Annotated in this window: 21 protein-coding genes and 1 pseudogene; 9 read left to right on the plus strand and 13 right to left on the minus strand. The window is 50.6% G+C overall.

The genetic code is table 11. The features are described from left to right. Nucleotides 1-33 precede the first annotated feature (33 nt). The 4 genes from argC (at nucleotide 34) to erpA (ending at nucleotide 2,318) form a co-directional block, all read left to right on the plus strand. Complete coding sequence (gene argC / locus BLP53_RS07055) at nucleotides 34-1,080, plus strand: N-acetyl-gamma-glutamyl-phosphate reductase (RefSeq protein ID WP_091471474.1); 1,047 nt, start codon at nucleotides 34-36, stop codon at nucleotides 1,078-1,080. Nucleotides 1,081-1,142: 62 nt separating this feature from the next. Next, entirely contained in the window at nucleotides 1,143-1,442 is a 300-nt protein-coding gene (locus BLP53_RS07060) for a hypothetical protein (RefSeq protein ID WP_245652702.1), read from the plus strand. Between the two features lie 68 nt (nucleotides 1,443-1,510). Beyond that, nucleotides 1,511-1,906 (plus strand): bactofilin family protein, encoded by a 396-nt coding sequence (locus BLP53_RS07065; protein ID WP_091471476.1) that lies wholly within the window; start codon nucleotides 1,511-1,513, stop codon nucleotides 1,904-1,906. Nucleotides 1,907-1,958: 52 nt separating this feature from the next. Then, nucleotides 1,959-2,318: an iron-sulfur cluster insertion protein ErpA gene (gene erpA / locus BLP53_RS07070; RefSeq protein ID WP_091471477.1), complete on the plus strand. Its 360-nt coding sequence runs from the start codon at nucleotides 1,959-1,961 to the stop codon at nucleotides 2,316-2,318. 66 nt (nucleotides 2,319-2,384) lie between these two features. On the opposite strand, the gene gltA is transcribed toward erpA, so the two are convergent. Next, entirely contained in the window at nucleotides 2,385-3,674 is a 1,290-nt protein-coding gene (gene gltA / locus BLP53_RS07075; RefSeq protein ID WP_091471478.1) for a citrate synthase, read from the minus strand. Between the two features lie 187 nt (nucleotides 3,675-3,861). Continuing rightward, nucleotides 3,862-4,989 carry an anhydro-N-acetylmuramic acid kinase gene (locus BLP53_RS07080; protein ID WP_091471479.1) on the minus strand — a complete coding sequence of 376 codons (1,128 nt, stop codon included), beginning with the start codon at nucleotides 4,987-4,989 and terminating at the stop codon, nucleotides 3,862-3,864. 118 nt (nucleotides 4,990-5,107) lie between these two features. On the opposite strand from BLP53_RS07080, the gene tyrS reads away from it, so the two are divergent. Then, nucleotides 5,108-6,346: a tyrosine--tRNA ligase gene (gene tyrS / locus BLP53_RS07085; RefSeq protein ID WP_091471480.1), complete on the plus strand. Its 1,239-nt coding sequence runs from the start codon at nucleotides 5,108-5,110 to the stop codon at nucleotides 6,344-6,346. Between the two features lie 66 nt (nucleotides 6,347-6,412). On the opposite strand, the gene BLP53_RS07090 is transcribed toward tyrS, so the two are convergent. The 5 genes from BLP53_RS07090 to BLP53_RS07110 are packed head-to-tail and all read right to left on the minus strand — an operon-like array spanning nucleotide 6,413 to nucleotide 11,057. Next, the gene (locus BLP53_RS07090; protein WP_091471481.1) at nucleotides 6,413-7,957 is read right to left on the minus strand and encodes an RNA polymerase factor sigma-54; all 1,545 of its coding nucleotides are present in this window, start codon (nucleotides 7,955-7,957) and stop codon (nucleotides 6,413-6,415) included. Between the two features lie 6 nt (nucleotides 7,958-7,963). Continuing rightward, nucleotides 7,964-8,710 carry an LPS export ABC transporter ATP-binding protein gene (gene lptB / locus BLP53_RS07095; protein WP_091471898.1) on the minus strand — a complete coding sequence of 249 codons (747 nt, stop codon included), beginning with the start codon at nucleotides 8,708-8,710 and terminating at the stop codon, nucleotides 7,964-7,966. 11 nt (nucleotides 8,711-8,721) lie between these two features. Further along, nucleotides 8,722-9,381, minus strand: coding sequence for a lipopolysaccharide transport periplasmic protein LptA (gene lptA, locus BLP53_RS07100; protein ID WP_091471482.1), 660 nt, complete (start codon nucleotides 9,379-9,381; stop codon nucleotides 8,722-8,724). Between the two features lie 15 nt (nucleotides 9,382-9,396). Continuing rightward, entirely contained in the window at nucleotides 9,397-10,035 is a 639-nt protein-coding gene (gene lptC / locus BLP53_RS07105; protein ID WP_091471483.1) for an LPS export ABC transporter periplasmic protein LptC, read from the minus strand. A gap of 20 nt (nucleotides 10,036-10,055) precedes the next feature. Then, nucleotides 10,056-11,057 carry a KpsF/GutQ family sugar-phosphate isomerase gene (locus tag BLP53_RS07110; RefSeq protein WP_091471484.1) on the minus strand — a complete coding sequence of 334 codons (1,002 nt, stop codon included), beginning with the start codon at nucleotides 11,055-11,057 and terminating at the stop codon, nucleotides 10,056-10,058. 224 nt (nucleotides 11,058-11,281) lie between these two features. Here BLP53_RS07110 and BLP53_RS07115 point away from each other — a divergent pair, with 224 nt between their 5' ends. Together BLP53_RS07115 and BLP53_RS07120 are read left to right on the plus strand one after the other, a co-directional pair. Further along, a complete protein-coding gene (locus BLP53_RS07115) occupies nucleotides 11,282-13,258 on the plus strand; it encodes a cation:proton antiporter (RefSeq protein ID WP_091471485.1) in 1,977 nt (658 codons plus the stop codon). A 78-nt stretch (nucleotides 13,259-13,336) separates the two neighbouring features. Then, the gene (locus BLP53_RS07120) at nucleotides 13,337-14,347 is read left to right on the plus strand and encodes an NAD(P)/FAD-dependent oxidoreductase (RefSeq protein WP_091471486.1); all 1,011 of its coding nucleotides are present in this window, start codon (nucleotides 13,337-13,339) and stop codon (nucleotides 14,345-14,347) included. A 125-nt stretch (nucleotides 14,348-14,472) separates the two neighbouring features. Here BLP53_RS07120 and BLP53_RS07125 read toward each other — a convergent pair. Then, nucleotides 14,473-14,574: pseudogene (locus BLP53_RS07125) on the minus strand (cyclic pyranopterin monophosphate synthase MoaC); the annotation flags it as partial. A 241-nt stretch (nucleotides 14,575-14,815) separates the two neighbouring features. Next, nucleotides 14,816-15,094, minus strand: a complete 279-nt coding sequence (locus BLP53_RS07130) for a hypothetical protein (protein WP_091471488.1) — start codon at nucleotides 15,092-15,094, stop codon at nucleotides 14,816-14,818. 885 nt (nucleotides 15,095-15,979) lie between these two features. Here BLP53_RS07130 and BLP53_RS13560 point away from each other — a divergent pair. Continuing rightward, the gene (locus BLP53_RS13560) at nucleotides 15,980-16,204 is read left to right on the plus strand and encodes a hypothetical protein (RefSeq protein ID WP_143001356.1); all 225 of its coding nucleotides are present in this window, start codon (nucleotides 15,980-15,982) and stop codon (nucleotides 16,202-16,204) included. A 312-nt stretch (nucleotides 16,205-16,516) separates the two neighbouring features. Here BLP53_RS13560 and BLP53_RS07140 read toward each other — a convergent pair whose 3' ends face one another. The 4 genes from BLP53_RS07140 to moaC form a co-directional block, all read right to left on the minus strand. Next, complete coding sequence (locus BLP53_RS07140) at nucleotides 16,517-17,386, minus strand: hypothetical protein (RefSeq protein WP_091471490.1); 870 nt, start codon at nucleotides 17,384-17,386, stop codon at nucleotides 16,517-16,519. Nucleotides 17,387-17,934: 548 nt separating this feature from the next. Beyond that, nucleotides 17,935-20,304: a DUF5906 domain-containing protein gene (locus BLP53_RS07150; RefSeq protein WP_091471492.1), complete on the minus strand. Its 2,370-nt coding sequence runs from the start codon at nucleotides 20,302-20,304 to the stop codon at nucleotides 17,935-17,937. A 652-nt stretch (nucleotides 20,305-20,956) separates the two neighbouring features. Next, nucleotides 20,957-21,940: a tyrosine-type recombinase/integrase gene (locus tag BLP53_RS07155; protein ID WP_091471493.1), complete on the minus strand. Its 984-nt coding sequence runs from the start codon at nucleotides 21,938-21,940 to the stop codon at nucleotides 20,957-20,959. Nucleotides 21,941-22,076: 136 nt separating this feature from the next. Further along, nucleotides 22,077-22,553 carry a cyclic pyranopterin monophosphate synthase MoaC gene (moaC, locus tag BLP53_RS07160; protein ID WP_091471494.1) on the minus strand — a complete coding sequence of 159 codons (477 nt, stop codon included), beginning with the start codon at nucleotides 22,551-22,553 and terminating at the stop codon, nucleotides 22,077-22,079. Nucleotides 22,554-22,671: 118 nt separating this feature from the next. Here moaC and BLP53_RS07165 point away from each other — a divergent pair, with 118 nt between their 5' ends. Continuing rightward, nucleotides 22,672-24,222, plus strand: coding sequence for a beta-barrel assembly-enhancing protease (locus BLP53_RS07165; RefSeq protein WP_091471495.1), 1,551 nt, complete (start codon nucleotides 22,672-22,674; stop codon nucleotides 24,220-24,222). Nucleotides 24,223-24,232 lie beyond the last annotated feature (10 nt).

The raw sequence follows: 24,232 nt of genomic DNA on the forward strand, positions 1-24,232 counted from the left end.
TCACAATGTGATCGTTAGTCTGGTTTAAGGTTTATGGAAAAAATCAAAGTCGGCATTGTTGGCGGCACCGGCTATACCGGTGTGGAGCTATTGCGCCTGTTGGCGCCTCACCCATATGTCAAGCTGCAGGTGATTACTTCACGTGGTGAGGCGGGTTTGCCCGTGTCCGATATGTTCCCCAGCCTGCGTGGTGTGGTTGACCTGGTATTTAGCGATCCGGCGACTGTCGATTTAACCCAATGCGATGTGGTGTTCTTTGCAACGCCACACGGTGTGGCCATGAGCCAGGCACCGGTACTGGTGGCAGCCGGTGTGAAAGTGATTGATCTGGCGGCCGACTTCCGTTTGCAGGATGTAGCCGTGTTTGAGAAGTGGTACAAGTTGCCGCATAGCTGTACAGATATCCTGAAGCAGGCAGTTTATGGGTTGCCAGAGTTGTATGCCGATAACGTTGCCAGCGCGCAAGTGATTGGCAACCCTGGCTGCTATCCCACAACAGTGCTCCTGGGGCTGGCCCCCTTGTTGGAGAATGACTGGATTGACTATTCGGTGCCCATCATTGCCGATGCCAAATCTGGCGTTTCAGGGGCAGGCAGGAAAGCGGAGGTCAGTACCTTGTTTTCCGAAGCCAGCGATAACCTTAAGGCATACAGTGTGGCAGGACACAGACATCAGCCGGAAATTCTGGCACAGTTGAAGAAACTCTCTGGTAATGAGGCGGTCAATCTGATCTTTGTGCCGCATCTGGTCCCTATGATCCGTGGCATGCTGACGACTTTGCATGTGAAATTGAATGCAGAGGGGCAACAACAGTCTTTACAGCAAGTTTATGAGCAGCGGTATCATAAAGAACTGTTTGTTGATGTGATGCCTGCGGGTGCATTACCGGAAACGCGGTCAGTGCGTGGTTCCAATTGCTTGCGTATGGCTATCTATCCGCAGACAGAGGGATATGTCACCATCGTTGTGGTACAGGATAACCTGGTCAAAGGCGCTTCTGGTCAGGCAGTGCAGAATATGAATTTGATGTTTGGTCTGGAAGCGGATACCGGTTTGCAAGTATTACCGTTGTTGCCATAATGATAAGACCGATACGCAGACGACTGAGGAACCATTTCGGGTTAACGGCTAAGCAGGTTGCAGTGCGCTCCCACCGCCCGTGGTATTTTCAGAGTATCCTGGCGGTCTCCTACGTGTTGATCGGGTTTGCCCTGGCGTATTGGGTACTCCATGATGACAATAGTGAGTATGTTCGCCAGCGTTTGCAGCAAGTAACTGCGGAAAATATCGAGTTACAGAAAAAACTGATTGCTTCCCAGCGTGAATTGCAGGTGGAGTTGGCAACAAGCAACAACCTAACCAAGACATTAACCGCCCAGCAAGATGAAAACATCAAATTGAAAGAGGAATTGGTGTTTTACAAAAAAATAACCAAGCGCTAGGTTTGCGCATAATATGGCGGGTGGCAGGTAGTCGCCGGCATTCAAGTTAATTCGGAACAGGAAGTCTCATGTTTTTCAAAAAAAGCGTTCAAATCGACAGCCATATTGATACTTTGGTCGGCCACGAAACACAAATCCAGGGCAATATGCATTTTGCCGGTGGCTTGCGGGTAGACGGCCAGATTGCAGGCAATGTGATTGAAAAACGTGAACATCCGAGTACACTGATTATCAGTGAAAACGGGGCGGTTACCGGTGCGGTAGAGGCATCGAAAATTGTGCTGAATGGTGTGATACGCGGGCCGGTCAAATCTTCTGTCTTTATTGAGTTGCAAAGCAAGGCCAGGATTGAGGGTGATTTGTATTACAAGTCGCTGGAGATGCATACCGGGGCCGTAATCGAAGGTAAGCTGGTTTATTTAGGCGAGCAGCCAGCTGAAGTTGCGATGCCCGATGAGGCTTGAAATATCGTATTTCATCGCCATATTGTGTTTAAGAATTTGATAGGAGTCTATGATGACCGCAGAAGCCGCTGTAATGGAAATACCAGCCCCGTTAGTATTTACGGATAATGCTGCCAAGAAAGTAAAAGAACTGATTGATGAAGAGGGTACACCTGACCTGAAATTACGTGTGTTTGTCAGTGGTGGCGGATGCTCGGGCTTTCAGTATGGGTTTACCTTTGAAGAAGAGGTCAATGATGATGATACGCAAGTCGATAAAGACGGCGTAACCTTGCTGATTGACCCGATGAGCTTGCAATACCTGATGGGTGCGGAAATTGATTACACCGATAGCCTGCAGGGCTCGCAGTTTGTGATTCGCAACCCGAATGCCAGTACGACTTGCGGCTGCGGAAGCTCGTTCTCGGTTTAATTTTTTTGAGTACGCAATAAACAAAACGCCGGAAATTCCGGCGTTTTGTTTTTTAAGGCATCAGGATTAGCGTTGATGCAGTGGCACAAACTCCCTGCGTTCCGGGCCCAGATACAACTGGCGTGGACGACCAATTTTCTGTTCAGTATCTGCATTCATCTCGGACCATTGTGAAATCCAGCCTGCGGTGCGTGCGAGTGCAAAAATGGCCGTAAACATGGAGTTAGGGATGCCCATCGCGCGCATGACGATGCCGCTGTAGAAATCGACGTTTGGATACAGTTTGCGTGAAACAAAATAGTCATCTTCCAGCGCAATCTTTTCCAGTTGCATGGCAAGTTTAAACATGGGGTCATCATGCAGGCCCAGCTCATTTAATACTTCATGGCAGGTTTTGCGCATGATGGAGGCGCGAGGGTCCATATTGCGATAGACGCGATGCCCGAATCCCATCAGGCGGAAACTATCCGTTTTGTCTTTGGCGCGGTTGATAAACTCGCCAATACGGCTGATGTCGCCGATTTCTTCCAGCATGTTGAGCGTTGCTTCATTGGCGCCACCATGAGATGGACCCCACAATGACGCGATGCCGGCCGCAATGCAGGCAAACGGATTGGCACCGCTGGAACCTACCAGGCGCACGGTGGAGGTGGACGCATTTTGCTCGTGGTCGGCATGCAGGATCAATATCCGTTCAAAGGCTTTGGCCAGGATTGGGTTGGGCTCGTAGTCTTCACAAGGGGTGGCAAACATCATGTGCATGAAGTTTTCTGCATAGCCCAGTTTGTTTTTGGGTTGTATAAACGGCTGCCCCACATTGTATTTATAACTCCAGGCCGCGACTGTTGGCACCTTGGCCAGTAAGCGCATGGCAGCCACTTGGCGCGATTCCGGATTATTCACGTCATTGTTATCTGGGTAAAATGCGGCCATAGCGCCTATCACGGCGATCATGACCGCCATGGGGTGTGCATCGCGGCGGAAGCCACGGAATACATCAGCCATCTGATCGTGCAGCATGGTGTGCTGACGAATGGCACTGGTGAATGCCTCGCGCTGGTTGTGGTCTGGCAACTCACCATGCAACAGCAGGTGTGAGACTTCCAGGAAATCGCAATTCTCTGCCAGTTGCTCAATCGGGTAGCCGCGATAGTAAAGCAGGCCCTCTTCGCCATCAATAAAGGTAATGGCCGAATTGCACGCAGCGGTCGACATGAAGCCGGGGTCGTAAGTGAAGTATCCATACTTGCCAAGATTGCGAATATCAATCACATCGGTGCCCAGAGAGCCTTTTAGAATCGGCAGCTCAATTGATGCATTATCGTCATCAAAAGTAATGGTCGCTTTGGTAGACATAACGTACTCTGTTTTTTTATCTAGGTTTTTATCTAAGGTTGAATAAATTATACGCAATCAACTCTGAATATGTGCGATTACCGAGGTATGCGCGCGGAAAAGTTAGAAAACATACTGAACAACGGTATCTGTTTCAGGCCATGATACGGCACCATTGTATTGTTTTTATGAATCACGCCAGCCGTGGTTACTTCGGGTAAATCGCTCCTAATATCCTGTGATCCTGCGCGCCCGTGACAGCGGGAATATTGCCAGGCAGGCCATCTATCGTGCGTTGTGCCAGCCAGGCAAATGCCACCGCTTCTACCCAATCCACACCGACTCCCAATGCATCAGTCAATTGCACCGGGCAGGCGCATCGTTGCCGGAGATCTGACAACAGCAACTGGTTATGTGCACCACCGCCGCATACGTAAACTTCCTCCACATCAGCGCAATACCGTGTCACCGCATCGGCAATCGATTGGGCTGTCAATGCCACCAAGGTGCGTGCGATATTGACCGGTGTATCATTAAATGGATGCAGGTACCTTGCTAACCATGCTGAATTAAACAGATCCCTGCCTGTGCTTTTCGGTGGCGGCAACGAAAAGTAAGGGTCGGATAACAGCGATTGCAACAAGGCAGTATTCACTTCGCCGCTGGCTGCCCAGGCGCCACCGGCATCATATGTTTGCCCGGTATGCTGTTGCGTCCAGGCATCCATTAACAGATTACCTGGCCCGGAATCAAAGCCGGCTATTGTACCATGCCGTGGTAAATCGCTCAGATTGGCAATGCCACCGATATTGATAATGACGCGATGTTGGTCCGGGCTGGCGAAGACCGCCTGATGAAATGCAGGTACCAATGGGGCGCCCTGGCCGCCAGCAGCAATATCCCGGCTACGGAAATCACCGATGACGGTAATACCTGTCAACTCGGCCAGGCGGGCGTGGTTGCCCAGTTGCAGCGTGTAAGCCTGGCCATTTGCCAGCTCGGGGCAATGACGTATGGTCTGGCCATGGCAGCCAATCGCGGTGATGCTGCCTGCGGCAAGTGCATATTTATCCAGTAATTGATGCACAGCGCTGGCATATAAGTCTGCCAGTGTATTGGCCATGATGGCGGCATCATGCAACTCATTGTGTGCTGGCGTATGCAGGGCCAGCAGTGTTTGCCGCACGCTGTCGGGGTATGGCAAAAAATGTTGGCCGGTCTGTGTGCAGGTTTCCCCTGACTGTGAAACCACAACGGCATCGACACCATCCAGGCTGGTACCGGACATCAGGCCAATAAACAGGCGAGTGGATGAGGAGGTGGTCGAAGCAGACATAAGGCGTAAGTGTATCATCGCTCTTGCCCCGCTTACAGAAAAGCCTGGGATTACGTTAAAATAGCAGCTTTTATTTTGTTCACGATGTACAGGGGAACTGTGCATCAGAAAACCGTTTATGACCGCTGTAGCCCCACCATCAACTGCCACTGAAACCTTGAGCCCGGAAATAGCCCGGGCGCTGGCGATTATCAAAAGAGGCGCTGACGAATTATTGATCGAGCAGGAGCTGGTCGAAAAACTCAAAACAGGCAAACCGTTACGTATCAAGGCGGGTTTTGATCCAACCGCCCCTGATTTGCATCTTGGGCACACGGTGTTGATTAATAAGCTGCGCCAGTTGCAGGATCTTGGACACCAGATCTTGTTCCTGATCGGGGATTTCACCGGCATGATTGGCGACCCAACCGGTAAGAGTGCCACCCGTCCGCCATTGACCGTTGAACAGGTGAAAGCCAACGCGGATACCTATGCTGCCCAGGTATTCAAGATACTGGATCCTGCCAGAACCGAGATCGTCTTTAATTCCAAATGGTTGAACGAACTGGGCGCTGCCGGCATGCTCAAACTGGCAGCCAGCCATACCGTGGCACGCATGCTGGAGCGCGATGACTTTTCCAAGCGTTTCAAGGGTAACCAGCCCATTGCGATCCATGAATTCCTGTATCCGTTATTACAGGGCTATGATTCGGTGGCATTGCAAGCGGATATTGAGCTGGGCGGCACCGACCAGAAATTCAACTTGCTGATGGGGCGTGAGTTGCAGAAGCAGGCGGGTATGGCGCAGCAATGTGTGTTGATGATGCCTTTGCTGGAAGGCCTGGATGGCGTGAATAAAATGTCCAAATCCCTGGGTAACTATATTGGGATCAGCGAAGCGCCGGAAACGATTTTTGCCAAAATCATGTCCATTTCCGATGCGCTGATGTGGCGGTATATTGATTTGCTGTCGTTTGCGTCATTGGAAACCATCGCCGAATGGAAAACCCGTGTGACCAACGGTGAGAATCCGCGCGATATTAAAGTCGGCTTTGCACAGGAAATTGTCGCGCGATTCCATGACCAGTCTGCGGCAGACAAGGCGTTGCAGGATTTCCAGACGCGGGCCAAGGGCGGGATTCCCGACGATGTGCCGGCGATGGAGATTGCCATTGAGGGTGATAGCATAGGTGTTAGTCAATTGCTGAAACTGGCTGGCCTTGTGGAGAGTACCAGCGAGGCCATGCGTGCGGTACAGCAGGGTGGTGTGAAGCTGGACAGTATCAAGGTGGAAGACAAAAACCTGGCCTTGCAGAAAGGCATCACAGTGGTGGCGCAAGTGGGCAAACGTAAATTTGCCAAAGTGACGATCAAATAAATATTACGTTGCCTGGAAATTAAAGCCGCTTAAACAGCGGCTTTAATTTTTTAGAGTAACTGACGTTTATAGTGATTTGCGCAAGTTTGCTGGCGGGATATTCAGCGACTCACGGTATTTGGCAATGGTACGCCTGGCCACCACAATCCCTTGTTGTGCCAAAGTATCGGTAATCTGGTTATCTGACAGTGGTTTTTTCGGGTTTTCTTCAGCGACCATTTGTTTGATCAATGCGCGGATGGCCGTAGCCGAGCAGGAGCCGCCGGCATCGGTCGCCACCGAGCTGCCAAAGAAGTATTTGAGTTCATACACACCCCTGGGAGTGAGCATGTACTTGTGGGTAGTAACGCGTGAAACCGTACTTTCATGCAGATCCAGCTCTTCGGCAATTTCGCGCAATACCAGCGGCCGCATGGCAATCTCGCCATGTTCAAAGAAGTTACGCTGACGGTCTATAATCGCTTGCGAGACGCGCAGGATCGTCGAGAAGCGTTGCTGGATATTTTTAATCATCCATTTGGCTTCCTGCATCTGGCTTTGCAGGTACTGGCCGGAGCTGTCGCGGTTGCGTTTGAGGATATCTGCATACATCTGGTTGATGCGCAACTTGGGAATCACGCCGTCATTCAGGGTAGCGACCCAGATACCCTTGATTTTCTTGACGACCACATCATGCTGGATAAAGTGGTCATGACTGAAGGTCGAAAATGCACTGCCTGGTTTCGGGTTTTGCTGGCGGATTAATTGCTGCGCACCTTTAAGTACGGTTTCATCGCAGCTGAGCAGTTTGCGCAGTTTGACAAAGTCTTTGTTGGCCAGCAATGCCAAATGGTCTTTGACAATGGCAACGGCGGCCTGTAAGTGTGGCGTATTCGCTGGCAGGTGCTGCAGTTGCAATAACAGGCACTCGCGTAAATCACGTGCGCCCACCCCGACAGGATCCAGGCTCTGGATTAGTTTCAGTGAGGTTTCCAGCTCCAGCAGTTCGACTTCCAGCTCCGGTGGCAGCTGGTCAACCGCTTCCTGCAAATCCTGTTCCAGGTAGCCGTCGTCATTGATACTGTCGAGCAACAACTTCATCAGGCTCATATCGCGTTGCGATAAGGGCGCCAGTTGAATCTGGTTCATTAAGTGTTCACGCAGGCTGAGGTCGCTGGCATCCTGGCGTGAGAAATCGCTGTCCCCATCATCCAGCGTATTCCGCCCGGCTTCATCCCAGTTGCTGGTACTGCCAAATTCTTCGTAATCATCTTCAAATTCCGGCGGGGTGAACTCTTCATTCAGGTTGGGGAGCTCACCTTCGTTGCCGCTGAGTTCGTCCCTAAGGTCGTCACGCAAGGTCTCTGCGGGCGACGGGATTTCCTGCTGCGTGGCGACATCAAATGAGCTGGCATCTTCCGTTGCCGGCTGGTTGGATAAGGCTTCTGTCGCACCTTCGTCAAACTCGCCTTCTTCATTGTCAGCCATTTCCAGCAGCGGGTTTTCCTGCAGGATGGCTTCCAGTTCCTGGTTGAGTTCCAGTGTCGACAGTTGCAGTAAACGGATGGATTGTTGCAGTTGTGGCGTCAGGGCCAGGTTTTGCGAGATACGTAATTGCAGGTTTTGTTTCATGACACCCTACAGCCTGAAATTTTTACCCAGGTAGACTTCACGTACACCTTCGTTTTGAATAATTTCATCAGGGGTGCCGGCCGCAAAGATAGCCCCTTCGTTCACAATATAGGCGCGGTCGCAGATATCCAGTGTTTCGCGCACGTTGTGGTCGGTGATCAGGATGCCGATATTCTGGCTGCTCAGGTAGCGGATAATTTTCTGGATTTCAATCACTGCAATCGGGTCAATCCCGGCGAATGGTTCATCCAGCAGAATAAATTTCGGGTCTGTCGCCAGGCAACGGGCGATTTCCACACGCCGCCGTTCACCGCCGGACAAACTCACGGCCTGACTGTTGCGGATATGCTGGATATGCAGCTGGTCCAGTAAGGATTCCAGCTTCGCTTCGCGCTCTTCCGCCGTGTAGGGGCGGGTTTCCAGGATCGCCAGGATATTATCGGTAACGGACATTTTGCGGAAAATGGAAGCTTCCTGTGGCAGGTAGGCCAGCCCCATGCGGGCGCGCTCATGCATGGGCGCGCGACTGACATCGGTACCGTTCAGCGTAATCTGGCCATCATCCAGGGCAACCAGCCCGACAATCATGTAGAAACTGGTGGTTTTGCCCGCACCATTGGGCCCCAGCAAGCCGATGACTTCGCCACTATGTAATTCTAGTGTGGTGTTTCTGACCACAGTGCGGCCCTGGTATGCCTTTTTTAAATGGCTGACACGCAAATGGCTGTTGTCTGATAAAGCAGTGGTTTGCATATTGCCTGTCTTCAAGGTTGCTCTTTCTTCGTGTCATTGCCAGGCTCTACGGCTGGTTCATTTTTGAACTGTAGCGAACGGTTCATCCGCAGGCCCTGCTGGCTGGCGGGTTTGTTATCAATGACAGGCGGTGCAGTTTTGTTTTTGGGCTGGATGGTGGCTTTCACACGGCTGTTGGCCGTGCCGTTGGGATTGGCCCTGGTACCGCCAATCACTTCTGCATATTCGGCATTGGCGTCATAACTGATGTAGTCGCCCGTCACAATATCTTCCCCGCGCTTGACCCAGGCGCTGGTATACAGCTGCACCTTGTCCATGCGGGCATTGTATTCAATACGCTGGCCGCTACCCTGCATCCACTCGTTTTTGCCGGTCTGTTTTTGCTTGAACGTGGTGGGATTATTGGGACTGCCAAAACAGGTGCTATGCTGGAAGCCGTCCTGGTCTTCGCGCACGATCATTTTATCGGCCTTGATTTGCAGGGTGCCCTGATTCAGGATGACATTGCCGGTATAAACACTGATTTTTTTTGCATCATTGACGCTCACCGTATCGGCTTCCAGCTCAATGGGCTGGTCACGGTCGGAGGCCTCCGCCAGGGCGGCCCCTGACCAGCCCAGCATGCATAGTGTCAGGCAGGTGGCATAAAGTAATGGTTTGTGCGTATTCAACTCATCTCTCCAGAATCATGGATTCTTCGTTTTGGCTGTATTTTTAGTGGCGCCTGCGCGGGTGGCCGATGTATTTGCCGGTGTCGGCGGGCGCTCGTAATGTACATGAACGCGATTATATAACTCTATGGTGTTGGCTTTTTTATCCGCGTGCATTCCTGTGCCCCTGATCACGGTGGCGGGCTGCTGGCGGATAGTGACCGGCAGATCGGTATAGGCAATATCGGTGTTCGGCTCTATCGTCAGTTTTTCTGTCTGCAAGTGCATTTCGCCTTTGTCGGCGGTTGCCTGGCGGATAACGTTGACCTTATTGATAAACTCTACCTTTTCCCCGTTACCGGAGACCTTGCCGTGCTGCCCGTAGATTTGTGTATAAGGCATGTTTTGGCCAAACTGGGTGAAGCGCGGCCGTTGCAGGTCGGTCTGGTTGCTCTCCGGGTAATGGCGCATTTCTGCTGCTGCCAGTACATATTTGATATGGCCGGTGGCATCGGTACGCGTGCTGACAAAGTTGTATAACATGTAATCCGGGTCATGGCGGTTCAGGCTATTAATGTGCCCCATCTGCTCTTGCACTGTCTGGTTAATCCACAAAGTCAGTAGCGCCAGAAACAGCATTAAAGCAATCGGTAGCAGAATCGGATGTTTAAGCATGGAGAATGTCCGCTATCTGCCTAAACGACTTTTGCCTTGAGCAGGTCATGCATGTTCAATGCGCCCACCAGTTGCTGCGTTTCATTGACTGCCAGGAAGCCGTTGATTTTATGTTGTTCCATCAGGCTGACGGCATCTACCGCCATTTGCTGCATACCCAACAGTTTGGGATGTGTATTCATGACGCTGGTAATCGGTGCATGGCTGTCTGTCATGCCTTGCACAAACAGGCGCCGCAGGTCGCCATCCGTAAATATTCCGACCGGCTTCTGTGCTTTGTCCACAATGGCAGTGAATCCCATGCCTTTGCCGGTGATTTCCTGGATGGCGTCCTGTACTGTCGCTTCTTCGCCGATGCAGGGAATGGCATCACCGCTACGCATCACATCTTTGATCCTGACCAGCAGTTTGCGCCCCAGGCTGCCGCCCGGGTGTGAACGGGCAAAATCCTCGGCGGTAAATTCACGCAGGTCGAGCACACATAATGCCAATGCATCGCCCAGGGCGAGTGCCGCCGTAGTACTGGCCGTCGGCGCCAGGCCAAGCGGGCAGGCTTCATGGCTGACCGCAGCGCTCAGGTGCACGTCGGATTCACGCGACAAGGTCGAGTTTTCCGTCCCGGTAATGCTTAAAATACGCGCGCCGATGCGGCGGATGGCGGGCAGGATATTGATGATTTCATCACTTTCACCGGAATTCGACAGGGCGATCACGACATCTTCGGCTGTGATCATGCCCAGGTCTCCATGGCTGGCTTCGGCTGGGTGCATGAAAAATGCGGGGGTGCCTGTGCTGGCAAGCGTGGCTGCAATCTTGCCGCCAATATGGCCGGATTTCCCCATGCCGGTCACCACAATGCGGCCCCGGCAAGCAAGTACCAGGTGGACTGCTGCCTCAAATGCAGAACCTATGCGGCCGGCCAGTTGGCGGATCTCATCGGCCTCGTGCAGCAGCACAGTGCGTGCCTTGCCCACAATGTCGGGATTCTCAGCCAGTCTGACGTCTGCATTCGCGATACTCATGGCGAGCTAGTATAACAAGTGACCGCCCAGGCAATAAAGCAAAACGCGACTTTTTTTATGGATTATTTAATAGCAGGCACATTTTTTGCATTAAAATACTTTTTATTAAGGTGTCAGTATCTTTATCCTGACACAATCCTGCTTCATAATAAATCATCGGCCGTGCCAGGCTTTGCTGAATAACACCGTGCACGACCTGAAAATAATTGCTTTAGCGCTTTTACATGTTCGACTCTCTCATCCATTTGCTATTGTTGCTCACCAGCTCGGTATTTGCCGTTGGCTTGTTCCGTATATTGGGATTGCCGGCGATACTGGCTTATTTCATGATTGGTATCGTGCTCGGGCCGCATGCATTGGGTATGCTGGAAGATGAAGAGAGCGGGCGCCAGGTCGCCGAGTTCGGCATTGTGTTCCTCATGTTCAGTATCGGCCTGGAGTTCAGCCTGCCCAAGCTGTATGCCATGCGTAAAACCCTGTTCGGCCTCGGCGGCGGGCAGGTGATCCTTACCCTGCTGGGCAGCCTGGCGCTGGGCAAGCTGGCAGGGCTAAACCTGGCAACTGCTTTTATCATAGGCGCGGCGCTGACCATGTCTTCTACCGCCATCGTCTCCAAAATCCTGATGGAGCGCGTAGACCTGAATTCCCGCCATGGCCGCCTGAGTATAGGCGTGCTGTTGTTCCAGGATCTGGCCGTGATTCCTATCCTGGTCCTGATTCAAACGCTGGGTTCGCACAGCGATAATTGGCTGGATGTGCTCGGCCTGACGTTACTGAAGTCTTCAATATTGTTGTTCCTGCTGTTCAAGTTCGGCAAGAATATCCTTAACTTCTGGTTTGAGCTGGTGGCCAAGCAGCGTTCGCGCGAGCTGTTCGTCCTGAATGTGCTGATGGTGACTTTACTGATGTCGGCAGCCACCAATTTTGCCGGCTTGTCCTATGCCCTGGGGGCGTTTGTGGCCGGGATGCTGATTTCGGAAACCAAATATCGCTACCAGGTGGAGTCTGATATCGCGCCATTCCGCGATATTTTGCTGGGCTTGTTCTTTATCAGCGTCGGCATGTTACTGGATGCCAGGGTGCTGCTTGAGCATGCCGGGTTGATTGCCTTGTTATTGGGTTTGTTCCTGTTGTTCAAGATGGGGTTGATTGCCCTGCTCACCAAGTTTTACGGCTTCGAGATGGGGGTAGGCGTGCGTACCGGGATTATCCTGGGGCAGGCCGGCGAATTCAGTTTTGTGGTGCTGGCCCTGGGCCTGCAGACCCGGTTGATTGATGGCGAAGCCTTGCAACTGGTATTGTCTGTCGCTGTGCTATCGATGCTGGTGGCACCGTTTATTATCCAGTATAACGGCCGCATTGCGCGAGCACTGGTGAAAAGCTACACCCGCAACAGCATTAAAGGCGTGGATACCATACAGGAGCATAGCCAGGAGTTGCGAGATCATGTGATTATCTGCGGTTACGGACGTAGCGGCCAGTACCTGGGCAGGTTTTTGCGCGAGGAAAACATTCCCTATGTGGCGCTGGATATGGATGCCAGCCGGGTGCAGGAAGCTGCCTCCGCCGGTGAAAATGTGATTTATGGCGATGCCGGCCGGCGGTCTGTCATGGAGGCTGCTGGCCTGGCGCGTGCCAAAGCCGTCATTATCAGCTATGCCGAAACACGCGGTACCATGAAAGTGTTGCATGTCATCCAGGAGCGCCACCCTAACCTGCCGGTGATTGTGCGTACGCATGACGACAGCGAAATGGACGTGTTGCGCGATGCCGGGGCGGCAGAGGTGGTGCCGGAAATCCTGGAGGGCAGCCTGATGCTGGCCTCACATGCGCTGGTGACCCTGGGCATTCCGTTGAACCGTGTGGTGAAACGTATCCGCCTGTTCCGCGAAGAGCGCTACAAAATGTTCAAAGGCTATTTCCGTGGTGTCAGTGATGCCGATGCGGTGACGGCTTCCTTGCCACAATTGCACTCGGTGGAAATGTATAAAAACTTTTATGCGCATGGCCTGCCATTGAATCAAGTCCCGTTTGAGGATTTTGCCGTGGAAGTAAAACAATTACGTCGCCCGAATATGCCGGAGCCGATTGCCCCCAGGCCGGATATCGTGCTGGGTGAAGGTGATGTGCTGGTGCTGCTGGGCAGCAATGCCGCGTTGATCGCCATGGAAGTCTATTTGATTTCCGGACGCAAACCGTAAGACAATATTCCTTTTGCGCCGGATTGGCTGGTCATCACCGGCGAGTCCGGCAATACACAATTTTCCCGGGTATTCTTTATGGCAAATACTTCAGTGCTGGTAGTAGGTGGCGGCATCGTCGGCTGCCTGACCGCCATGCAATTACGCAAGCAAGGTTATGCGGTTACAGTGGTTGAACGCAATATCATTGCGGCGCAAACCTCGGGAGAGGCCTCCTGGGCAGGTGCCGGTATCGCCTTCCCCTTACTGCCATGGTTTTACCGGGATATCGTGAATGAACTGGCACTGGCCGGTGCCCGTGCCTATCCGCAAGTGAGCGCCGAATTATTGGCAGAAACGGGCATTGACCCCGAGTGTATCCGCAGTGGCATGCTGCTACAGCCACCGTTTGATCTCGAACAAGCGCTGAGCTGGTGTGCACGCTTTGGCCTGGCGGCGGAAAAACAAGGCGAACAGTTACTGATCCCGGAAGTGGTACAAATCCGCAATCCCCGCTTGTTGCAAGCCCTGAAAGTGTGGCTGGTCAAACATGGCGTCCAGTTGCGTGAGCAAACGCAATTACTACCATTGCAGGAAACACAGTCACCGCTGAGGGGTTGGCAAACCACCACCGGCGAAATGCTGCACGCGGACAAGTTCGTCGTGACTTCAGGTGCATGGAGTTTTGAATTGCTCAGGCAAACAGCGTTGACGCTGGATATCAAACCCATGCGCGGCCAGATGCTGTTGTACCAAATGACGCCGGAACTCTTGCCACATATTCTTTATCGGGACGGTTTCTATATGCTGCAACGGCTGGACGGTTATGTACTGGCTGGTAGCAGCCTGGAAGATGTTGGCTTTGATAACGGCACCACTGAAAGCATGCGCCAGGAGATGCAGGCGAAAGCGGAAGCCATTCTGCCTGCCTTGCGCGGCCAACCTATCGTCAAGCACTGGAGCGGGCTGCGCCCTGGCACGCCGCATAATATCCCAACCATAGGCCGTCACCCGCAGATTGAGAATTTATACCTGAACACCGGCCATTTTCGTTATGGGGTGACCATGGCACCAGAGTGCGCGCGGCAGATAGTGGCATTGCTGGAGTAGGGGGGAAGGCATTCCTTTGTTTTCCAGGTGGTAGATTAATGTCGTCATTTCTGCGTAGGATGTAGCGCAGATGAAATCAGGGTTTTCGGCCACCGGTTGGTTGCGCTTCGCAATGGCCTGTGCTGCTAGTCGGCCACCCAATCCCCACTCTTCCCGCCACGCTTTTCCAGCATTCGAACACCTTGTATGGTCATGCCTCTATCCATCGCCTTGCACATATCGTATAAGCCGCTTCTTAGCACGTTAAGCTGTTGATTTATATAGAACGGTAAAACCCTAAAAACGTATCTTGTCCATCAAACGGTTAAATTACTTGGACAGAATTTGGACAGTATCAAAAACTTGATAATGCCATTGGTAGTGTAGCGTCAAGCTGTGGCGGGAAAATAATAAGGCGAGGGGTGAGAGAGGTATAGACAATAAAAAAGCCCCGCAAAGGGGGCTTACGTTCGTATAAGAGGGTGTCTGTTAGGTCGTCTCTATAACTGCATGCAATTGGCTGAGTAAAGCACGTTCACGGCTAGATAATTCCCACCCCAAACCCTGGCAAAACTCGCCAGCCTTTACAACCAGGTCATCAGTTAAAGGATCAAACGGATCGGCGGCCCATACGCGGTTAAACCACTCAAGCATAACTCGTTCAGTCTCAGATTGGCATTTTTCAAAGACTGGCCCCACTCCAGTGGCGTCTACTGATTGCGCCATAACAATCAGGTCGTCTACTCGTGTAATATCTAATTCAGCCATGGTTAAAACTCCCTTGTAGTTTCGATTGTGGTTAGGCGGTTTGGGTGTTCCCGCACCCTTGCCGCCGCATTTTGTTGACGAAGTATCAACACTGAAATTATATAACAGTTTAATGGTGTTATTTAAAAATATTGTTTTAAATCAATAACTTGAATTCATGAAGACAAGTTTTCCCAGAAGTGGTTGACACCTTTCCATAGGTAGGCTGGCTTGAATTGGTTGGTGCGAATAGGGTAGGGGGTACCCCGGGAGGGGGTGGGACCACGAGGGTGACATGGGTGGCGTACCCTTATGTACTGCGTTTATCGCGCCCCTATTTTTTAAACCGTATGTACTTGTAAATACCAATATTTGATGGGGGCGAAAGAATGAAAAAGCTACCTAAAAACTTTCGGAAAGTTAATAAACGATGTTTTTATGTATTCTGTCCAATATGCAAAGAAATCGTTTTGTATCGTAGATTAATCTCACATAATAATTCTAAACACTTAAAGTATTCGGTTGGACATTTATACAAAACATTGCATGTTTTACTTGAGACGGAGCCTGAGAAATGGGTTGCAAACATAGCTACTAAAAAAGGGCCGTTAAATGATGCGGTAAGAAAATCCAGGATTTATATTGATTCTATTAATGAGAATTATAAAAAATTTATTTTCAAAGCAACCCAAGTAGAAATTGAAAATCACCCCCCAAATCAGAATCGAAGGGGGGAATGTCACCAATTATTCTTAAAGCTGACAAACCGATTTTTGATAAATCAACGCAAAGAGCAACTATGAATGCTACAAAATATGCGAAGTAAAAAGAAACCATTAAGCAAATCGGAAATCAAGGCGAAACCGCTCGCGCAAAAACCAATGTCGGAATAAGACGGCAGCGTTCATGAAGGAGGCTTTCAAATATGCAAGTTTTTCCATTCGATCAAGTGAAAGTGCCGGAAGAGATCAAACGGCAGTTGGGAAAACCTCGTCCGTCCCCACCGATGAAACAGCCGGTGTACCCGGACAAGCCGAAAAAGGGAAAACGTTAAAATCCAAAGGCGCAGGCTTTGAAGTCCGCCCGGAAATCTCATCCTGGTGGAACGGCCTCTTTACTTCCTACTTCTGAACTTGCTAGCGAATAAAGATTCTGTGACGTTGGTACGGTGGGCGTTCCAGCCAGCCATAAACCCTCTAGCTTCCTCTTCAGATTCAAAAATGCCTGCTTCACTAGTGTGAGGGAACCCGTCGATAAACTCTTCCATTTCCACATGCCAGCGGTCATGCCATTTTGGCTCCCTGTCCGAGAGTATGAAAGCAATTTGCTCGGAGGATAAATGTCCATCCCCATCGCCGTAGGTTGTTAAATCGCAAGGTTTGACTGGTGGGGTGTAAACAACTCTTTTTGCTATTGCGGTTGGGTGCATACGGTAATGATCTCCTATAGTGTTACGTTGACGAATTTGATATCTGATTTACTAAGTTCTGCGATGCCTCCTGGGGACAGCCTCGCTTGTTTATATGCGGTAACGACCTCTTCAGTTGATATCGGTCGCTCGGGGTACACGTTAAATTTAAGCATTAGCCATGCAACATCGTCCGGGAATCCTGGAACGTCCGATAGTTCTACCGTGTTACCGTGGTTTAGTGTTTTCTGTTGCTCTTTTACGAATTTCTGAATCTGGTGCATATGGTCATAGCTGATAAACCCATCCTCCATGCGTCTATGCTTCAGCATATAAACTGCCGTGGCTCTTATAGTCGACCACCATCTTTTGTCCTTAAACGCATCCGCTACTATATGGGCCGCTTCTTCTAAAAGAAGGCTAACACCATCGTCATCAAAGATTTTTCCCTTGTATTTAATAGCGAGTGGGTGCACAAAGCCGTTTGGCGCAGGTTGCTCGGCATAGGGTAAATACTTTGCAATCGTATAAGCTGTTTTCATGTCGTTATCGCAATCAGGGCTGACCTTAAATCCAGTAACGCAAAACTCAAAATAATCAGTCCCAACATTTCCTAGCATTGACAGCCACTTTCCGCACGGGCCATTTTCCACCTCGACCGCGCCATAGCAATCAGTATCGCCCATTTGATAAGGACGGGTTGATACGCGACCGCCTACTAATTTTCGCCCTTGCAGCACTTCGAAATAAACATGTATTGCCTCATGAATCGCAGTCATAACTTGGTAGGCTGCTGCAGTTTGCGTTATCCCGATTGCCCGATCATGCGCTAGGCTGCAGGACAATTGCGAGCGCATTAATTGCTGCCAGTCTGTTGAAGTTTCGTTCATCTGCTGTTGTTCCATTCATCTGCTCCTTTGCCAGTAACTAGTGGCACCTGTTTTATGTTCGACCCAGCCTGCATGTTTCAGCGCTGCTGCCATCAACTCGCGAGGGACACCAAATGTAGCTGCAATCCGACCTAGCTGTTGGGGTTCCCATCTTTCGGGCAAAGGTTGTAACCGATGCCACATAACAAACCTGTCAGCCAGTTGAATAACTTTTTCGGATACCACGGGGGCATCGTTTGACGGTGTTATGGTTTTACGTACGTCCGTTTCGGTGTTTTCTAGGCGTTTTTTGAAATCGTGTATTAGTGTCATGGTTTCCTCTGTGCATATGCACGGAGATCTGTGCAGCTCTAGCCCAATACTGGCACGGGTTCCAGCGATATGCACGGAATGCACGGATAAAATCAACAAATCGCTAGCGTTTGTTTTTGGCATATATTTGTAGCCCAAAAAAATTTTTATCTTCCGATTTGAAAATATATGTGTTCATCTGTGCAGTCGCCTTGAAACCCTTGTATTTACTGGCTTTGCGCTGCACAGAACATCTGTGCAACATCCGTGCACTACTGTGCAGCTTCCCAATCAATCTCACCACCACACACATCTTCGAAAGCTGCCCGACATTGATCTATGGGTGGTAACTCAAACCCTCGTTTCCGATTGTTCGAAGTGCCTTGCTGCTTTGTCGTGAGTAGCGGGCAATGAGTTTTAAGAGTGATAACAAAATCCCTCAATGATGGTAGCCTTACGGCTACCCCGATTGACCGTGCCCATTCGATACAGTCTGAAAACAACACATCGGAAGAAACCCAGCCACTCCAATCTAGCGCCGTCTTGGTCGGACGTGCATCCGTTAAACGGTCTAACCACCACTTAGGAACCACATCGAGAGATGCAAGCTTTTGGCGCATCAATTCAGAGGACTTAGGACGCTCTCTAACCTCAAAGTCGGTTAGGTCATGGTGTTGCAAATCAAAAGCTAATGCCTCAAGCCCGCCGCCGTTTATTTCTGCGTCCAGCGCCCTCCAGTATGCGAAATCCCCCTTCCTCGCCTCTGAAAGTCTCAACACGAATTTTCGACGGTCATCCTCTTCAACGTATGCAGCGTGGGTGTTATTTGATGCTGCAATAATTCGGTGGTAACTAGTTATCTGCCGCCCGGGTTGAAATTTCACATTAATTTGAAGGCGTGATTCGGTTTCTACTGCTTTGAGGATGTTTGCGGCTCGACGGTCTCCACTAAAAAACGCTTCATCGGCAAAAACCACAAGTGAACTTTCCAAAGCCTCGTTAAAGGTTCCAGTTAAAGCCGCATCGGACTGCAAGTGCAAGAAGTGATGGGCATACAACCCACCAACAATCTTTGCGGCGAATGTCCCTTTGCCTGTACCTTGTCCCCCTAAGAGCAAAATTGATACGCCGGGCTTCTCAGCAGGCTTCTGGATTAGGTGGGCCATCCACCCCCAAAGATAATTAAAGTACTCCGTCGAACCGGCGCAAACGATGTCCTTGATAAAGGATTTAATCAATGGGTAACTACCCTGCTGGGAGGTTACTGACAACCCTCGAAAAATATTTAAATAGCCTGGCGTAGTGCCCGAAGGGTTCAATTCCACGCCATAAAACATATTGGTCTGGGGTGCCCTCCACCATGACCGAAACTCTTTAGCTGAATCTGCTTGGGGGTTTGATGCGGCAATAGCGCGCTGAATTAAAAAGCCGCCATCATCACGAGAATAAATGTTTAAGGGTTTAAGAGTGCTGGCCTCTTTGGCCTGCTCTAAATCGACGATTCCAACCTTAGAACCAAGTGTAATGAGTCCAAAACGAGCGAGGCCGCTTAGTTTCTCAGTTGCAGTGCCAGGGCGCAGCCAGCCGTTTTCTGTTGCACGCCTAAATAGTGACCCAATCCCTAAAAATGCCTCACCGTTTTTATACCTTGTGCTGGTACCTACAAGATAACAAGCCCACTCGCTGTCGTTATGCCCTCTATTCGCTCCGGCGGGCTTGCTTGCAACATCGTCTAAAATCTCTCTTGAAACGGTTTCTGGCCAATCATTAACAACCACCAGCGAGGCTAACGGCATACCTAATTGATAGAAACTGTCGCGGTCGGGTATACCATCAGGCCATGCAGCTCGCGCCGCGGACAACACCATTTCGCGGTTTTCTTTTGTGTATGGGAGAGTGTGAATTGTTTGTTTTCCCAGCACCTCTCCAGGGGGAAACAGGGCCGCTATGTGTCGCGGGATTTCACCCATTGGAGCTTCATCATTAATCGTAGAATTAGCCACTCCTAGCGGCAAACTCAAGCCGTTTATGATTTGGTCGATTGAGTATCTTGGTAATTCGAGATTAGATTCAACCATTCGCACAAGGAACGGTGTACCTTTTTGATGATAAAACCCCGGTAGCCTTAACACACGTGGTAAGTCTTTTACCGCACGATCAGTTTCGTATTTATCCGCAATTGCAGTTTGAATCTCCGTAAATCTACTAAGCGGAAAAGAGTCGTCTACAAGCCAATAAACATGGTAGTTACCTGGGCTACTCTTAATAATAACGTGTGGTTTAAGAACAAGAAGCGGCTCCAATGGTGCACCGTCAGTGTCTGCAAATATGGCGCGAACGCGAGTAATGTCACGGCTTTGTTGCCCTCCTTCGTTGATTACAATAAATACACCTGCACCGGCATGGTTTAACTCTATTAAAGGTTTTAAGGAGTCAGGGAAGTTGGAGACTTTGAGATTTCTCGATAGAGCGAGGTTTTGAGGTTTATGGTCGTCAAACGTCCGTGTATGAAACTCTCTAGCCTGCGGTGCCAAAATGGATAAAAATTTGCAGGCTTCAGCCGTGTCTACTGAGGGTGGGGCAACGTCGTAATGAGATGAGGCTATTGTGGCAGCAGTAGGTGCGTTTGTGGTATAATTCATCCTGGATAATTCCCTTGGTCGGCTCTGCCGACCTTTTTATTTCTAATACAGATCTGTGTCTGATTCTTCTGGGCTAAATGCGCTGTATTCGGCGTTAACCTCTGCAATAACTTCTTGCAATAAATCTATCAGAGCTTGAAAGTCGGCATCAGTCATCACTTGCGGGATGAGGCTGGCGTATGAGTATGTCTTGACGAGTTTAGATACGCTTTTAAGTCATCAACTTTGTATCGGATAGCATTGCCAAGCCTGTAATAGCTGGGGCCTACTCCTTTTGTACGCCAGTAATGAAGCGTCGACCTGGGGATGGGTGTTTGAGTGCCACCGATAAATACGGCGGTTTGCGCTGTTGTGAGCAGGTCTGAATCTGAAAATAAAGTGCGCTGGGGTTCCATACGCAGTCTCCTTGATGAAGGTTTATAAACGCTTGATAGCGATTACTCTGCGTACAGCCGGGCAAATAAGGCGGGTTATTTCGGTCTTGTCACGATTGGGGCTAGTAGTATTTAATGGTCTTCGAGATACCGAGCCAAGCTAAAAATGAACCTACATCCAATGTAACCAAGATAGCATACTCTGTCCAATTTGTCAAGTTGGGGGAGGTTGTAACTTATTGAATACAAAGGTTTTACAAGTATACAACCTTGGGGCTTTAACCGATCTTCTGGGCTAGGTCTTCGGCTTTCGGGTGATAATATCTTGCAAGCATTTGCACATTTTTATGTCCTGTTACTGCTGCTAACTCGATAAGGTTAGGGAGTTTTTCCGATAGCCTAGTAGTCGCTGTATGTCTGAGATCATGAAACCGCACGTTAACCAGCTCCGCCCGTTTCACTCCACGCTGGAAACAATATTCCATTGCAGACCATTTAATTGGAAACACCAAACCTCCAATACTGCGAGGGAGTGTGGTTAATTCACTTATGGCTCTCTCAGATAAAGGCACTGTGCGTGATGTTCCGTTCTTTGTGTCTGGTAAAAATGCTGTGCGTTTTATTAAATCAACATAGCGCCATTCAAGGCCTAACAACTCGCCCCGCCGCATTGCGGTTTCTAATGCGACAATAACCAGGGGGCGCATGTAAATATTCCTGTTTTTAATCGGGCGTAACGCCTCAAGCAATCGCTTTTCTTCTGCCGCGTCCAATACACGATTTCGTCCTGGGGGCATAGATGGCTTTCTGATAGCCGCAACCGGGTTAATTATTGCGTAACGCCACTCCTTGATACAGTAATTGAAAACTGACGATAACGCGGCCAAATCGCGTATTACCGTATTGGGCCTACACGTCTTAAGCCTCTCGTCCCGATACTCTGCCATAACTTTTGGCGTTACGTTTGCAAGCATCATCTGCCCCATGCGTAACCGTTGCACTGCTTTTAGTTTTGCAATTTCGGCGAGATACCCCTTATGGTTTGGGCTTACCTCTTTCATGTAGAGGTCAAGAATTTCTGAGAATGTGACTTGTTCGGCGGGTGAGCGGCTTACATAAATCCCTCTATCCATTTCGGATTCGATACTACGCGCCCACTGTTCCGCGCCTGCACGTGTTCCAAATGATTTAACTTCGGGAGGGAACCCCTTACGAGTAATACGAGCTTGCCAACGCTCGCCACGCTTTCTGATTGACGCCATCTTTGTACCTCACTTGGACAAAAGATGGACAAAACGTGTTTTTAGGTTAGTTCTATGCTGCTCTACACCGTGCCGTACTAATAAAAATTCGGCTCATTCGTGAGTACCTTAAAGGGCATGAAATCCTTATACGGCTTTACTCCGCCACCCAATCCCCACTCTTCCCGCCATGCTTTTCCAGCATTCGAACACCTTGTATGGTCATGCCTCTATCCATCGCCTTGCACATATCATAAATCGTCAGCAGGCCGACCTGCACGGCGGTCAAGGCTTCCATTTCCACGCCGGTTTGACCGGTGGTTTCGCATTGCACCTGGCAGGTGATTTTGTGCGCCGTCTCGTCTGCCATAAAACTGACATCCACCCGGCTTAGGCTAAGCGGGTGGCAGAGCGGGACCAGGTCACTGGTTTTTTTGCTGGCCTGGATTGCTGCGATACGGGCGATGCCCAGCACATCACCTTTTTTGGCGTTGCCTTGCAGGATGGTTTGCAGCGTGGCTGCTTGCATGGTGATGTAGCCCTCGGCAATGGCAATGCGTTTGCTGTGTGGCTTATCGCCGATATCGACCATATGGGCATGGCCCTGGGCGTTGAAATGCGTTAATCCGGACATGGTGAAATATGATGAACTCAAGCGATGAAGCCGTTATCATAACAAGTTTGGGTCGACGTTCTGTGCTGATGCAATAATAATGTCGATTTAAAGCAATTGCTTTGGGTTTTCTGGGTACATGGCATTTAATTTTCTAAATCATTCTGGCCGTTGCAGTGGCTGGGCGCAATGGCTGCTGGCATGCATGTTGGTCATGCAGCCAGGGTGGCCATTGCTTGCGGAGGCAGTGGGGCAGTTTTCCGGTAAGCCTTATGAGCCAGACCTGGATTTAACGCTGCCGGCAGATTCTTCCAACCAGTTGCCAGAGCTGGGGGATGCCTCGCAAACCGTGCTATCCGCACGTGATGAAGAGAAAATTGCCAACCAGATACTGAAGCAAGTGGCGACCAGTGAAGATGTGCTGGATGATGCCGAAATCACCGATTACCTGCAGGCGCTGGGCAAGCGTTTGGGCGCCAGCAGTCCCGACAAGCAGCAGAAATTCCGCTTTTTTGTGGTGCAGGACAAAACCATCAACGCGTTTGCCATGCCAGGCGGCGTGATTGGGGTACATACGGGTTTATTTGTTTCCGCCAATAGCGAATCCGAACTGGCCAGTGTGCTGGGGCACGAGATCGGGCACGTGACGCAACATCACCTGGCCCGTATGCTGGCGTCACAAAAGTACGACATGTTCAAGAATATCGCAGCGACCGCGCTGGCATTGCTGGTGGCGCGGTCGAACCCGGACGCGGCCATGGGCGCGATGGCAACCGCTTCCGCTGCCGGCATCCAGCGGCAACTGGATTACACCCGTGAACATGAACGCGAAGCAGATCGCGTCGGCCTGACTATCCTGCAGGATGCCGGATTTGATGTGCGCGCCATGCCGGCATTTTTTACTACCTTGCAACGTGCCACACGCTTTGCCGATGGCAATATGCCCAGCTACTTGCGCACCCACCCGCTGACCAGCGAGCGGATTGCCGATATTGGTAACCGGGTGCAGAATCTGCCTTACAAGCAGGTGACCGAGAGTCCGGCATTTTCACTGATGCGGGCAAAAATACGCGCGCTACAGGGCGGGCCGTCACAGATGGTGGAAGAGTTTAAACACAATATCGCCGAAGGGCGTTTCCAGAACGAGCAGGCCGAGCATTATGGCCTGGCCTACGCCTATTTGCGGGCCAGCCAGGCAAAAAATGCCCAGCAGGAAGTGCAGTGGCTGGAGCAGCATGGCATGGTGAGCCCCTATCTTGTGACATTGAAAGCGGTCACCCTGGCCAAACTGGGCCAGGTGCCGGAAGCGCAGGCACAATTCCTGGAAGGCCTGCAGCGTTACCCTCAGCACCGCATGCTGGCGCAAGGACAGGCCGAGTCGCTGATACGCAGTAACCAGTGGGCGCAAGCGATCACGTTTATCCAGAAGCAGGTGGTTAATTTTCCGGAAGACCCCAAATTCTACGACTGGCTGGCGGAGGCATATCAGGCGCAAGGCAAGCAGATGTTGCGACATCAGGCCCTGGGCGAAGCCTATGTGCGCAAATATGATTTGGCGCGCGCCGTAGAGCAGTTCGATATTGCCAGCAAGGCCAAAGATGGTGATTTTTATCTGCAATCCCGGGTGGAAGCGCGATTAAAAGCACTCCGGTTGCAACAATCTCTGGAAAAAGATGATGATAAAGGGTAAGGCGTCAGGA

This window comes from Methylophilus rhizosphaerae, from assembly GCF_900100975.1.
GTDB lineage: Bacteria > Pseudomonadota > Gammaproteobacteria > Burkholderiales > Methylophilaceae > Methylophilus > Methylophilus rhizosphaerae.